This is a genomic window from Streptomyces coeruleorubidus, assembly GCF_008705135.1.
Taxonomy (GTDB): Bacteria; Actinomycetota; Actinomycetes; order Streptomycetales; family Streptomycetaceae; genus Streptomyces; species Streptomyces coeruleofuscus.
Map to the genome: position 1 here is coordinate 6,573,318 of NZ_CP023694.1, position 12,363 is coordinate 6,585,680.

The window sequence follows — 12,363 nt, forward strand, 5'->3', positions numbered from 1 at the left end:
ACCATGACCGCACCCAGCGAGCTCGACGATTCCTTCCACGTCTTCGACACCACCCTGCGCGACGGCGCCCAGCGGGAGGGCATCAACCTCACCGTCGCCGACAAGCTGGCCATCGCACGGCACCTGGACGACTTCGGCGTGGGCTTCATCGAGGGCGGCTGGCCGGGCGCCAATCCCCGGGACACCGAGTTCTTCGCCCGCGCCCAGCAGGAGATCGGCTTCCGGCACGCCCAGCTCGTCGCATTCGGCTCCACCCGCCGCGCCGGCACCACCGCCGCCGAGGACCCGCAGGTCAGGGCGCTCCTGGAATCCGGCGCGCAGGTGATCACGCTGGTCGCCAAGTCGCACGACCGCCATGTCGAGCTCGCCCTGCGTACGACCCTGGACGAGAACCTGGCGATGGTCCGCGACACGGTGTCGTTCCTGAAGGAGCAGGGCCGCCGGGTCTTCGTCGACTGCGAGCACTTCTTCGACGGCTACCGCGCGAACCCCGAGTACGCCAAGTCGGTCGTCCGTACGGCCTCGGGGGCCGGCGCGGACGTGGTGGTCCTCTGCGACACCAACGGCGGCATGCTCCCGGCGCAGATCCAGGCGGTCGTCGGCACGGTCCTGGCCGACACGGGCGCCCGGCTCGGCATCCACGCCCAGGACGACACGGGCTGCGCGGTGGCGAACACGCTGGCCGCCGTCGACGCGGGCGCGACGCACGTCCAGTGCACGGCCAACGGCTACGGCGAGCGCGTCGGCAACGCCAACCTCTTCCCGGTCGTGGCGGCCCTCGAGCTCAAGTACGGCAAGCAGGTCCTGCCCGAGGGCCGGCTGCGCGAGATGACGCGCATCTCGCACGCGATCGCCGAGGTCGTCAACCTCACGCCCTCCACCCACCAGCCCTACGTCGGCCTCTCGGCCTTCGCGCACAAGGCCGGCCTGCACGCCTCGGCCATCAAGGTCGACCCCGACCTGTACCAGCACATCGACCCCGAGCAGGTCGGCAACACCATGCGGATGCTGGTCTCCGACATGGCCGGCCGCGCCTCCATCGAGCTCAAGGGCAAGGAACTCGGCATCGACCTCGGCGACGACCGCGAGCTGGTCGGCCGGGTGGTCGAGCGGGTGAAGGAACGCGAACTCAAGGGCTACACGTACGAGGCGGCGGACGCCAGCTTCGAGATCCTCCTGCGCACCGAGGTCCAGGGCAAGCCGCTGCGCTACTTCGAGGTCGAGTCCTGGCGTGCCATCGTCGAGGACCGGCCCGACGGCTCCCACGCCAACGAGGCCACGGTCAAGCTCTGGGCCAAGGGTGAGCGCATCGTCGCCACGGCCGAGGGCAACGGCCCGGTCAACGCGCTGGACCGGGCCCTGCGCGTGGGCCTGGAGAAGATCTACCCGCAGCTCGCCAAGCTGGAGCTGGTCGACTACAAGGTCCGCATCCTGGAGGGCAAGCACGGCACCAGCTCGACGACCCGCGTGCTGATCTCCACGTCCGACGGCACGGGCGAGTGGTCGACGGTGGGCGTGGCGGACAACGTCATCGCGGCGAGCTGGCAGGCCCTGGAGGACGCGTACACGTACGGGCTCCTGCGGGCGGGAGTGACCCCGGTCGAGTAGGCGGGCGGCGACGGCGCCTTCCGCGCCGTCGCCTCAGCCGATCCATTGCGTCCGCCTGTGTCGATTCTGTGCCGATTCGGGTAGCTTCGAACATATGAAGGCCGCACTGGTGCGTACTCTCGTACGTCTGCTGATCGTGCCGGTCGTCGCCGTACTGGCGGCGCTCATGGTCGGTGCGCCCGGTGCGCACGCGGCCACCGACCTCTCGAAGGTCGCCGAGGAACTGCGTGAGAGCCCGGTCTACGTCGATCCGGCCGCCTCAGGCCAGCTGGCCGAGTCGGACGCCGAGGCGCTCGCCGACAAGATCAAGGACGCGGACAAACCCGTCTTCGTGGCCGTCCTCCCGGCCGACTTCCCCACGCAGGACCTCTTCCGCAACCTCCGCACCGAGACCGGTGTCACCGGCCTGTACGGCATCCGCGTCGGCGACGAGTTCGACGCCCGTGCGGACAGCTCGGTGATGAGCCCCCAGGCGGTGTCGAACCTGGTCACGGCCGTAGAGGGCGCGGGCGACGTCAAGGCCCAGCTGAACGACTTCGTCGACGACGCCCTGCGCAACGTGGGCGGCTCGGCGCCCAGCAGCTGGAGCGACGGCTCGGGCACCGACGTGCCGGTCGGCGGCCTGATCACGGTCGGCGCACTGGTCGCGGCCGGCGGCGCGGGCGCCTACGCGGTCGCCCGCCGCAACCGCCGCCGCCACGAGGAGGAGCAGCGGGCCGCGCTGGAGAAGCTGCGCGTGGTGGTCGACGAGGACATCACCGCCTTCGGCGAGGAGCTCGACCGCCTCGACTTCCACCCCGGCGAACCAGGCGCCGACGACGCGATGCGCGCCGACTACGAACGCGCCCTGGACTCCTACGAACAGGCGAAGTCCTTCATGGCCGCCGCGACGAAACCGGAGGACGTCCGGGCCGTCACGCAGGCCGTGGAGGACGGCCGGTTCTCCCTGGCACGACTCGCGGCCCGCCGCGAGGGCGGCCAGCTGCCCGAGCGCCGCCCGCCCTGCTTCTTCGACCCCCGCCACGGCCCCTCGGTCGTCGACGCGAGCTGGACGCCGCCGGGCGGCGCCACGCGCGACGTCCCCGTCTGCGCGGCCGACCGGACCCGGCTCGCCGAGGGCCGCGACCCGGTGATCCGCGAGGTCGACACCGAGTACGGCCGCCGCCCGTACTGGGAGGCCGGCCCGGCGTACGGCCCCTGGGCCGGCGGCTACTTCGGCGGCGGCATCCTGCCCGGCCTCCTCATCGGCACCATGCTCGGCAGCATGATGGCCGCCCCCGCCTACGGGGCCGACTACGGCTCCGGCTACGGCGACTTCGGCGGCTACGAGGGCGGCGACGTCTCCGGCGCGGACTTCGACAGCGGCGACTTCGGGGGCGGCTTCGGCGACGGTGGTTTCGGCGGCGGCGACTTCGGCGGGGGAGGGGACTTCGGGGGCGGGTTCTGACGGGAGCGGCACAGTCCCCGGCATCCGTGCCGGAGGTCAGTGCCCGGCGGCGCACCGACCTGGCACCTCGATGACAGGTCGGTGCCTGGTGGCTTCCTGGCCCGGTGCCTCGGTGACAGGTCGGTGCCTGGTGGCTTCCTGGCCCGGTGTCCCGGTGACAGGTCGGTGCCCGGCGGCCTCCCGGCCCGGTGCCCCGGTGACAGGTCGGTGCCCGGCGGCCTCCCGGCCCGGTGCCTCGGTGACAGGTCGGTGCCTGGTGGCTTCCTGGCCCGGTGCCCCGGTGACAGGTCGGTGCCTGGCCGCCTCCCGGCCCGGCACCTCGGCCACAGGTCGGTGCCCGGCCGCCTCCCGGCCCGGCACCCCGGCCACAGGTCAGTGCCCGGCCGCCTCCCGGCCCGGCGCCCGCTCCCGCTGCCGGCACACGACCCCGGCCACCAGGCCCGCCAGCGCGACCAGCCCCGCGCTGACCCACACCGGCGACCGGTACCCGAACCCCGCGCCGATCACCAGGCCACCGGCCCACGGGCCCAGCGCGGCACCCACGTTGAACGCGGCCGTGGCGAAGCCACCGGCCAGCGTGGGCGCGCCCGGCGCCGCGTACAGCACCTGGGAGATCAGCGTGGAGCCGACGCCGAAGGACAGCGCCCCCTGGGCGAAGACCAGCCCGAGCGCCAGGACCGGGTGCCCGGCCCCGAGCGCCAGGAGGCACCAGCCCAGGCACACGGCGATGCCCCCGCCGGCCAGGACCGGCACGGGCCGCCGGTCGGCGAACCGCCCCGCGGCGGTCACCCCCGCGAACGACCCGGCCCCGAACAGCGCGAGCACACCGGGAATCCAGGCGCTGCCCAGCCCCGTCACCTCGGTGACCAGCGGAGCGAGATAGGTGAAGGTGCAGAACGTCGCGCCGTTCACGAGGGCGCCCAGCAGCAGCGTGACGACCAGCCGAGGGCTGCGCAGCGACCGGAGTTCACCGCGCAGCGCGGGCGGCGCACCCCCGGCCGTACCGCCCGGCACCGACCTCGCCACCGCCACCAGCGCGGGCAGCGACAGCAGCGCGACGGCCCAGAACGCCGCACGCCAGCCCCACAGCCCGCCCAGCACGGCCCCGGCGGGAACCCCGGCCACGCACGCCAGCGTCACGCCGCCCAGCAGCATGGACGTCGCCCGCCCTTTCGCGTCCGCCGGGACCATGTCCACGGCGGTCACCAGGGCGACGGCGAGGAACCCGGCGTTGGCCAGCGCCCCCACGACCCGGGTGGCGAGCAGTACCTCGAAACTGCCGGTGAGAGCACCGGCGACATGGACGGCGAGAAACACGACGAGGAACGCCAGCAGCGCGCCCCGCCGCGGCCAGCGCCGGGCGAGCCCCGCCACCAGCGGCGCTCCTGCGACCATCCCCACCGCGAAGGCGGAGGTCAGCGCCCCCGCCGCGGGAACGGACACCCCCAGATCCCGCGCGATGTCCGGCACGAGACCGGACAGCATGAACTCGGACGTTCCCTGCGCGAACACGGCAAGGCCGAGCAGAAGAAGAGCGAACGGCATGAAGAAACTCCGCACCCTGAAGCAGACGTCGGACACGACAGGTCGGACGGCTTCCGGCAGCGGGGAGAACGGGCTTCAGCGGCCCGGCATCACGAGCAGCCACCGGAGAGCCGGTGGCCGCACTCTGGACGCCTCGGGGCTGGACATGCGCGAGACGTTAGGCGGGCCCGGCGGCCCGGGTCCACCGGTTTTCCCCCGGCTCGCCTCGCGCGGCGGTCACAGCCGTGTCCTTCCGGCCGCCACCGCGGTGGACGACGACCACGGCCACCAGGCAGACGGCCAGGCCGAGAGCGGTCTGCACGCCGAACGGCTCACCGAACGCGAGCGCGCCCCAGACGGCCGTGACCGGGGCCATGAGGAACATCAGCGTGTTCACCTTCGTCACCCCGGAGCGCTTCAGGATGAGCCAGTACAGCCCGTACCCGCCGAACGTGGACAGTCCCACGAGCCAGGCGACGGCCACCCAGAACCCGCCCTCGGCGGGCGGCGCGGCCACCCCGGTGCTCAGGGCCAGCGCGGAGAAGAGGACGGCGCTGGTGGCGCAGTGGACGGTCAGCGACACCGAGGGAGCGACCCGCGAGCGGGACCGGCTCTCCAGGAACGTGGCCGCGACCAGGGACAGCATGCCGAGCAGCGGGACGGCGTACGCCCACCAGGCCACGCCGGTCCCGGCCGCGGCGTCGGCCAGGGTGACCACGGCGACGCCGCTCAGCCCCAGACCGAGGCCGATCCACTGCCGGCCCGAGACGTACTGCCCCAGCAGCGGCCCCGCGAGGGCCCCGGCGACGAGGGGCTGGACCCCGTCGATCAGCGCCGTCGTGCCGCTGGAGACGCCGAGCTGGATGGCGTAGTAGACGCTGAGCAGATAGCCGCTCTGCGACAGCACGCCGATGACGGCCTGCCGGGTCAGGTCCAGGGCGGTGAGCCCTCGCCAGGCCGGGCGCAGGACGACGGCGAGGGCGACGAGGACGACGGCCAGCGGCAGGAACCGCCACATCAGGACCGTGATCGCGGACGCGTTGCCCGCACCGAGCTTGGCCCCGATGAACCCGGAGCTCCAGCAGAGGACGAAGGCGACGGAGAGCAGGATGTTCACGGACACCACAACCAGTAGACAGATCGGTATACCCGTTCCCCGCCCACTATACAGATCGGTATACTCGGGTGCCATGGGTACCACCGCCGCCACCGCCGGGAATCCGCGCCGGATCACGATGACGCCCGCCGCCCGTCGCGTCGTGGCGGCGGCCGCCCGGCTGTTCTACGAGCGCGGCATCCACGCCGTCGGAGTCGACCTCATCGCCGCCGAGGCCGGGGTGACGAAGAAGACCCTCTACGACCGCTTCGGCTCCAAGGAGCAGATCGTCGTGGAGTACCTCGCGGACCGCGACGAGCGCTGGCGGGCCTTCCTCGCCGAACGCCTCGACGCGGCCGGGCCGGAGCCGGGGGAACGCGTCCTGGCGGTCTTCGACGCCTCGCGCGCCTGGGCGGCGGAGCTCAGCCCCAAGGGGTGCAGCATGGTCAACGCCCACGCGGAGATCAGCGACCCCGCCCACCCGGCCCACCCGGTCATCACCGGGCAGAAGCAGTGGATGCTCGCGCTCTTCACCCGCCTCGCCTCGGACATCGACCCGGAGGGAGCCGAGGCCCTGGCCCGGGCGCTGATGCTGCTGCACGAGGGGGCGCTCGTCGCGCACGGCCTGGGCATCTTCCCGGACGCCGTCGCCCAGGCCCGCGAACAGGCACGCGCGCTCCTCCCGTAGCGGACACGATCTGTCCTACTCGGTCTCTACGGTGGTGACATGACCGCCTCCGGAGACCCTCTCCCCTTCGCGACCGTCGCCGACCTGGACTCCTGGCTGACCGCACACCCGGCCCCGCATCCCGGCCTCTGGGTCAAGGTCGCCAAGAAGGGTTCGGGCATTGCTTCCGTCAGCGCCGCCGACGTCAACGACGTGGCGCTGTGCCATGGGTGGATCACCGGGCAGCGCAAGGGACTCGACGAGTCGTACTACCTCCAGAAGATCACCCCGCGGCGCCCGGGCAGCCTCTGGTCCATGGTCAACGTACGGCGGATCGCTGAACTGACCGCCGCCGGGCGGATGCGGCCCGGCGGGCTCGCGGAGGTGGCGGCCGCGCGTGCGGACGGGCGGTGGGAGGCGGCGTACGCGTCCCAGCAGGAGGCCCAGGTCCCGGAGGACCTCGCTGCGGCACTGGGGCGGAGCCCTCGGGCCGCCGCGGCCTTCGAGGCGCTCGGGCGGACCGACAGGTACCTGGCGATGCTCGGCGTGCTCCGCGCCCGGACCCCGCGGAGCCGGGCGGCGCAGGTGGCGGCGGCGGTCGCGAAGCTGGAGTCCGGCCGCGAGGCCCGATAGGGCAGGGGAAGGGCCCGGCACCGCACGGTGCCGGGCCCGCAAGCTGTGGGGGCTGGGTCAGAGTGTCGACGCCGCCGAGGCGATGGCGGAGGCGAACGTCGAGACCTCCGTGTAGACGCCGGGGGCCTCGGGCCGGGCGCAGCCCTCACCCCAGCTGACGATGCCGACCTGGATCCAGTTGCCGGAGTCGTCCTTGCGGAACATCGGGCCGCCCGAGTCGCCCTGGCAGGTGTCGACCCCGCCCGCGTCGAAGCCGGCGCAGATCTCCTCGTTCGCGACGAGGCCGCTGTACAGGCCGCCGTAGGCCTTGCAGGCGGCGTCGCCGACGAACGGCACGGTCGCCTTCAGCAGGTAGCGCTGCTGGGAACCGCCCTCACGGTTCGCGCCCCAGCCCGCGACGGTGAAGTCACCGGTGTTGTACTGCGCGGTGGTGGCGATCTTCAGGGTCGGCAGGTTGATGGGCTGGGCGAGCTTGATGAGCGCCCAGTCCTTGCCGGTGCCGTTGTAGCCGGGGGCGCGCAGCACCTTGGTGGAGCGGACCTGGACGCGGCCGCTGGTCGACTGGAGGTCGACGACCCCCGCCGTGGCGGTGATGCTCGTGTTGTTGCCGGAACGGCCCACGCAGTGCGCGGCCGTGAGCACGATCTGCTGGGTGTAGAGCGCGCCGCCGCAGCCCATGGAGAGCCGGACCATGAACGGGAACTCGCCCTGCGCGGCCCGCGTCCCGCCGACGACGGGCGACGGGGCGGCCTGCGCGGCGGAGACGGGCTGAAGGCTGGCGATGGCGAGCGCGGCGGCGCCGAGGGCCGCGCATCTCTTGAGGGCCGTGAGGAGTCTCTTCAACGTGATGCCTTCCGTGGGGGGTTGACTGGGGAGGTGCAACCGAAGCATCAAATTGACGGGCGCATGACAGCAGCTGGGCAAAAAAGAACGTCCATGTGCTGGCATGGACTGGTCAAAATTCTGCTGCTGGATTATGAGAACGCCGCCGGTCCTTCCACAAGGGGTGCGATTCGGCCAGTCCGGCCCGGCGGTACGCCGCCGGGCCGGCCGCGCGGACTCACGCGTTCCTGATCGCCGAGATGTCGAAGTTGAGCTTGATCTTGTCGGAGACCAGGACGCCGCCGGTCTCGAGAGCGGCGTTCCAGGTCAGGCCCCACTCGGAGCGCAGGATCTCCGCCTTGCCCTCGAAGCCGACGCGTTCGTTGCCGAAGGGGTCCTTCGCGGCGCCGTTGAACTCGAGGTCGATGGTCAGGGGGCGGGTCGTGCCGAGGATCGTCAGGTCGCCGGTGATGCGGTAGTCGTCGCCGCCGAGGGACTCCGCCTCGGTGGAGCGGAAGGTCATGGTCGGGAACTCGTCCGCCTTGAAGAAGTCCGAGCTCTTGAGGTGGCCGTCGCGGTCGGCGTTGCCCGTCTCGATGCTGTCCATCACGACGTCCAGGGAGGCCGTGGACAGGGAGGGGTCGGTGCCGTCGAGGTGCAGCGTGCCCGTGAAGTCCTGGAAGCTGCCCTTGACGTTGGTGACCATGGCGTGCCGGGCGACGAAGCCGAGCGCCGAGTGCGCGGGGTCGATGGTGTAGTCGCCGGTCAGGGCGGCCAGGTCCGGCTGCGCGGCGTCGGTGGTGGCGGTCTCGGTGTCCTTGCGGCTGAAGATGCTCATGGGGGTACGCCTCCTGCAGTGAATGTTGAACGTTGAACTATGTAACGCGACCCACCGTAGACCTATTCCGGTTCAACGTTCAACATTATGGGCGGGCGGGTCGCGATTGGGCCCGCGGCGCGAGTGGTACCCGGCGATCATGACCTCGGTCGCGGTCCTGGTCGAGCTGCTGCGGAGCAGCACGTCGGGCGGCCATGTGAAGTGCTGGGAGCGTTTCGCGGAGAGCGCCGCCCGCCTCCCGGAACGACTGCCCGGCGGCGTCCGGTCCGGTCTCGACCTGACCGTCTACTTCCTCGGCGAGCGTGAACAGGTCGACGTCCTCTCGCCGCGCGTGCGCATCGTCACGCTCCGCCCGGTGCTCGGCACGGCCGCCCTGGTCTCGGCCGACGGCGCGGAGGACGTCACCGATCTCGCCCCGTACCACCCCCGGCTCGCGGCCCTGCTCCCGCGCCACGACGTCTGGCACCTCACCCACTGCTTCGCCTACGCCACCACCGCCGTCCGCCTCGCCCGCGGAGCCGGCCCGGCACCCCGGCTGCTCGCCTCCGTGCACACCGACGTCCCGCTGCTGGCCTCGGTCTACGCCCGCTACCTGGCCGGCCGGTGGCTGCCCGGCGACCACCCGGCGCCGGGGGAGTTCCTCGCGGACCTCGCCGAGACCCGCCTACGCCGGCGGCGGGACCGGCTCCTCGACGGCTGCGAACGCGTGCTGGTGGCGACCCCCGCCGAGCGGGCCGAACTCGCCCGCGTCCTGGGGCCGCACCGGGTCGCCCTGGTGCGCCGCGGCATCGACCACCGGCGCTTCCGCCCCGACCCCGGCGCTCGCGCCCGGCTCGGCCGCGAGTACGGCGTTCCGGCCGACCGTCCGCTGGTGCTGTTCGCGGGACGACTGGACGCGACCAAGGGCGTGCCGCTGCTGACCGAGAGCGTGCGGCTGCTGCGCGAGCGCGGCCGGGCCGTGCACCTCGTCATGGCAGGCTCCGGCGCGGAGGCCGGGCCCGTCCGGCGCGCCCTCGGCGCCGGCGTCAGCCTCCTCGGCCCGCTCCCGCAGGACCGGCTGGCCCGGGTGTACGCCGGCTGTGACGTCTTCGCGTTCCCCTCTCGCACGGAGACCTGCGGCAACGTCGTCGCCGAGGCGATGGCGAGCGGCCTGGCGGTCGTGCTGCCCGAGGGCGCGCGCACCACCCAGTGGCTGACCGCACCGGGCCGTGACGGCATCGTCGTACGGCACGACGACCCGGGGGAGTGGGCGGACGCCCTCGGGACGCTCCTCGACCGCCCCCGCCTGCTCTCGGCGCTGCGCCACCACGCGGTCACCACGGCCCGCGACACCCACCCCACCTGGGACCGCGTCCTGAGGGAGGACCTCCTTCCCGCCTGGCTGCCAGGCGCAGGGTCCCGGCAGAGGGAGAACACGGTGGCGGCGTGAGGGTCCGGCAGCCCGGCAGAACGGGGTTCCGCTGTGCCCGCCCCGCCCCGCCACACCTCACCGCCCCTCCCCGGCCCCCCGCCCTCGCAACGCCGCGATCACCGGTGACGAGTCCAGGCTCGCGATCCCCGCCCCCACCAGCACCAGCCCCGCCACCGTCACGAGCGACACCGGCCACCCCGCGTGGATCGTCTCGCCGAAGACCGCCGTGCCCACCGTCACGGCGACCACCGGCTCCGTCGCGTCCAGGACCGTCATGCTCGCGGCGAGCGGGCCCTGCTGGAAGGCGCTCTGGATGAGGAGCAGGCCGCCGATGCTGGCGAGGATCAGGGCGTAGGTCTGCCAGGCCGTGAGCGCCGGGAGCAGGCCGTGGCGGAGGCGGTCCACCGTCGCCGCGAGGAGGACGGACTGGGTGCCCATCACCGCCCCGGCCGCCAGGGCCGTCGCCGAGGCCCGCCAGGGGCCGGACAGCAGCCGTGCCGTCGCCAGCGCGCAGCACACCAGCGCGGCCGTCGCGCCGAGCACCAGCAGCCAGGACAGCAGGTCCGCCGCGTCCGGGCGGCCGCCGTGCGGCCGGGCCGAGGCCAGGGCCAGCACCAGTCCGGCCGCCACCGCGAGCGTGCCCGACCACTCGCGGTACCCCAGCCGCATCCGGTGCAGCCGCGCCGACAGCGGTACGGCGAAGACCAGTTCGGCGACGATCAGCGGCTGCACCAGACTGAGCGGCCCGTACGCCAGGGCCAGCGACTGGAAGCCGTAGGCGAGCACGGCCAGTCCGATGCCGCCCAGCCACACCCGGTCACGCGCCAGATGGGCCAGCAGGCGCGGCGACAGCGCCTCCGCGTCCGGCCGCCCGCCCGCGGCCCACTGCTGGAGCACTCCGGCCACGGCGAAGCAGACACCGGCGGCGAGGGAGGCCAGGACCGCGATGGGCATGCCGGGCGCGGGAGTCAGCCGGTCGTCCGCCGGGACGGCGGGCCCTGCGTGTGGATGTACAGCGCGTCGAACTTCCACAGCACGCGGGCGATCTCCGAGTACATCAGGGCGCTGGGACGGACGAGCGGCACACGCATGGTCACCTCGCCCAGAAGAGCCGTACCGGACACGGGTGTCTCCTACGTAACCCGGCGCGGCTGTTCCGTGTGGCGTCCATACCGCCGCCTGGCGGCACCCGGCGGCACGCAGGGGTGGTCCTGTCGCATCCCAGGCGCGGGGCGCCGGCCCGCAGACCGCCCACGGCACGGCGCACGCCGGACCGGGTGAGCCCGGCCCGCCGGAACGGCCCCAGCGCTGGCGCGGGACCCCGCGGTGGCGGTGTCCTGGAAGACGAGGTTCCGTTTGGAGGGACCGGCAGGGAGACAGAAGGGGTTCCGTTCCCGGGAACCCGCACCGAGACAGCCGAGACCACGGCGGACGTACAGCGCAGGGAGACCGACCGATGACATTCACCGGCTCCGGCTCGGCCTACGACCCACCGGCGGGCCCCGCCCCACGCCGTCCTGCGGCCCCCTCCCCGGCGCGCGAGCACGGGCCGCCGCGGCGCCTGGACCGGCGCGTGGCCCTCGTCACCGGGGCCTCCTCGGGCATCGGGGCGGCCACGGCACGGCGGTTCGCCATGGACGGCTGGCAGCTTCTCCTCACCGGGCGCGACCGGAACCGCCTGGAGCAGACGGCGTCGGGCACCTCGGCCGTCGTGCTGCCCGCCGACCTCGCCGCCCCGGACGGTCCGCGCCTGCTGGCCCGGTCCGCGCTGCACACGACCGGCCGGGTCGACGTCCTGGTCGCCGCGGCGGGCATCGGCTGGGCGGGCCCGTTCTCCGCCATGCCGCACACCGACATCGACCGGGTGCTGGCCCTGGACCTCAACGCCACGCTCCACCTCGTGCGCGAGGTGCTGCCCTCCATGATCACGGCCGGGCGGGGCCGGGTGGTGCTGCTCGGCTCGATCGCGGGCTGCGTGGGCGTACGGGAGGAAGCCGTGTACTCGGCGGCCAAGGCCGCCCTGGCCGCCTTCTCCGAGGCGCTGCGGCAGGAACTGCGCGGCACGGGCGTGGGCGTGACCCTCGTGGTGGCCGGCCCCGTCGACACGGCCTTCTACGCCCGCCGCGGCAGGCCCTACGACCGCTCCCACCCCCGGATGATCTCGCCCGGCTGCGTCGCCGGGGCCATCTGGGAGGCCGTACGCGAGGAGCGCGACCTGGTCTACATCCCCGCCTGGATGGCCCTCCCGGACCGCCTCCGCGCCCTGGCCCCGAGGATGTTCAGACGCCTGCTCGACCGCTTCGGCTGACCCGGCCTC

General features: G+C 73.4%; 12 protein-coding genes. 6 read left to right on the plus strand and 6 right to left on the minus strand.

All coding sequences use genetic code 11. The annotated features are described in order from the left end of the window. The first annotated feature begins 3 nt into the window (after nt 1-3). Together cimA and CP976_RS30515 are read left to right on the plus strand one after the other, a co-directional pair. A complete protein-coding gene (gene cimA / locus CP976_RS30510; protein ID WP_150483208.1) occupies nt 4-1,608 on the plus strand; it encodes a citramalate synthase in 1,605 nt (534 codons plus the stop codon). A 94-nt stretch (nt 1,609-1,702) separates the two neighbouring features. Then, nucleotides 1,703-3,055, plus strand: a complete 1,353-nt coding sequence (locus CP976_RS30515; RefSeq protein ID WP_150483209.1) for a hypothetical protein — start codon at nt 1,703-1,705, stop codon at nt 3,053-3,055. Nucleotides 3,056-3,427: 372 nt separating this feature from the next. On the opposite strand, the gene CP976_RS30520 is transcribed toward CP976_RS30515, so the two are convergent. Further along, complete coding sequence (locus tag CP976_RS30520) at nt 3,428-4,600, minus strand: Cmx/CmrA family chloramphenicol efflux MFS transporter (protein ID WP_150483210.1); 1,173 nt, start codon at nt 4,598-4,600, stop codon at nt 3,428-3,430. A 157-nt stretch (nt 4,601-4,757) separates the two neighbouring features. After that, the gene (locus tag CP976_RS30525) at nt 4,758-5,696 is read right to left on the minus strand and encodes a DMT family transporter (RefSeq protein WP_229876161.1); all 939 of its coding nucleotides are present in this window, start codon (nt 5,694-5,696) and stop codon (nt 4,758-4,760) included. A 73-nt stretch (nt 5,697-5,769) separates the two neighbouring features. On the opposite strand from CP976_RS30525, the gene CP976_RS30530 reads away from it, so the two are divergent. Beyond that, the gene (locus tag CP976_RS30530; protein ID WP_150483212.1) at nt 5,770-6,363 is read left to right on the plus strand and encodes a TetR/AcrR family transcriptional regulator; all 594 of its coding nucleotides are present in this window, start codon (nt 5,770-5,772) and stop codon (nt 6,361-6,363) included. 39 nt (nt 6,364-6,402) lie between these two features. Further along, a complete protein-coding gene (locus tag CP976_RS30535) occupies nt 6,403-6,975 on the plus strand; it encodes a YdeI/OmpD-associated family protein (RefSeq protein ID WP_150483213.1) in 573 nt (190 codons plus the stop codon). A 57-nt stretch (nt 6,976-7,032) separates the two neighbouring features. Here the strand turns inward: CP976_RS30535 and CP976_RS30540 are convergent, their stop codons facing one another. Together CP976_RS30540 and CP976_RS30545 are read right to left on the minus strand one after the other, a co-directional pair. Next, nucleotides 7,033-7,818, minus strand: a complete 786-nt coding sequence (locus CP976_RS30540; RefSeq protein WP_150483214.1) for a S1 family peptidase — start codon at nt 7,816-7,818, stop codon at nt 7,033-7,035. A 217-nt stretch (nt 7,819-8,035) separates the two neighbouring features. Next, complete coding sequence (locus tag CP976_RS30545; RefSeq protein WP_150483215.1) at nt 8,036-8,635, minus strand: YceI family protein; 600 nt, start codon at nt 8,633-8,635, stop codon at nt 8,036-8,038. A gap of 139 nt (nt 8,636-8,774) precedes the next feature. On the opposite strand from CP976_RS30545, the gene CP976_RS30550 reads away from it, so the two are divergent. Next, the gene (locus tag CP976_RS30550; protein WP_150483216.1) at nt 8,775-10,064 is read left to right on the plus strand and encodes a glycosyltransferase; all 1,290 of its coding nucleotides are present in this window, start codon (nt 8,775-8,777) and stop codon (nt 10,062-10,064) included. 57 nt (nt 10,065-10,121) lie between these two features. Here CP976_RS30550 and CP976_RS30555 read toward each other — a convergent pair whose 3' ends face one another. Together CP976_RS30555 and CP976_RS43045 are read right to left on the minus strand one after the other, a co-directional pair. Beyond that, entirely contained in the window at nt 10,122-11,000 is an 879-nt protein-coding gene (locus CP976_RS30555; RefSeq protein WP_150483217.1) for a DMT family transporter, read from the minus strand. A 14-nt stretch (nt 11,001-11,014) separates the two neighbouring features. Next, complete coding sequence (locus CP976_RS43045) at nt 11,015-11,170, minus strand: hypothetical protein (protein ID WP_167537451.1); 156 nt, start codon at nt 11,168-11,170, stop codon at nt 11,015-11,017. Between the two features lie 332 nt (nt 11,171-11,502). On the opposite strand from CP976_RS43045, the gene CP976_RS30560 reads away from it, so the two are divergent. After that, nucleotides 11,503-12,354 (plus strand): SDR family NAD(P)-dependent oxidoreductase, encoded by an 852-nt coding sequence (locus CP976_RS30560; protein ID WP_150483218.1) that lies wholly within the window; start codon nt 11,503-11,505, stop codon nt 12,352-12,354. Nucleotides 12,355-12,363 lie beyond the last annotated feature (9 nt).

Bases quoted from the DNA above. Each gene is read 5' to 3' on its own strand.
- CP976_RS30520 (WP_150483210.1), bottom strand. From the start codon at position 4,600: ATGCCGTTCGCTCTTCTTCTGCTCGGCCTTGCCGTGTTCGCGCAGGGA.
- CP976_RS30535 (WP_150483213.1), top strand. From the start codon at position 6,403: ATGACCGCCTCCGGAGACCCTCTCCCCTTCGCGACCGTCGCCGACCTG.
- CP976_RS30555 (WP_150483217.1), bottom strand. From the start codon at position 11,000: ATGCCCATCGCGGTCCTGGCCTCCCTCGCCGCCGGTGTCTGCTTCGCC.
- cimA (WP_150483208.1), top strand. From the start codon at position 4: ATGACCGCACCCAGCGAGCTCGACGATTCCTTCCACGTCTTCGACACC.
- CP976_RS30560 (WP_150483218.1), top strand. From the start codon at position 11,503: ATGACATTCACCGGCTCCGGCTCGGCCTACGACCCACCGGCGGGCCCC.
- CP976_RS30550 (WP_150483216.1), top strand. From the start codon at position 8,775: ATGACCTCGGTCGCGGTCCTGGTCGAGCTGCTGCGGAGCAGCACGTCG.
- CP976_RS30530 (WP_150483212.1), top strand. From the start codon at position 5,770: ATGGGTACCACCGCCGCCACCGCCGGGAATCCGCGCCGGATCACGATG.
- CP976_RS30545 (WP_150483215.1), bottom strand. From the start codon at position 8,635: ATGAGCATCTTCAGCCGCAAGGACACCGAGACCGCCACCACCGACGCC.
- CP976_RS30515 (WP_150483209.1), top strand. From the start codon at position 1,703: ATGAAGGCCGCACTGGTGCGTACTCTCGTACGTCTGCTGATCGTGCCG.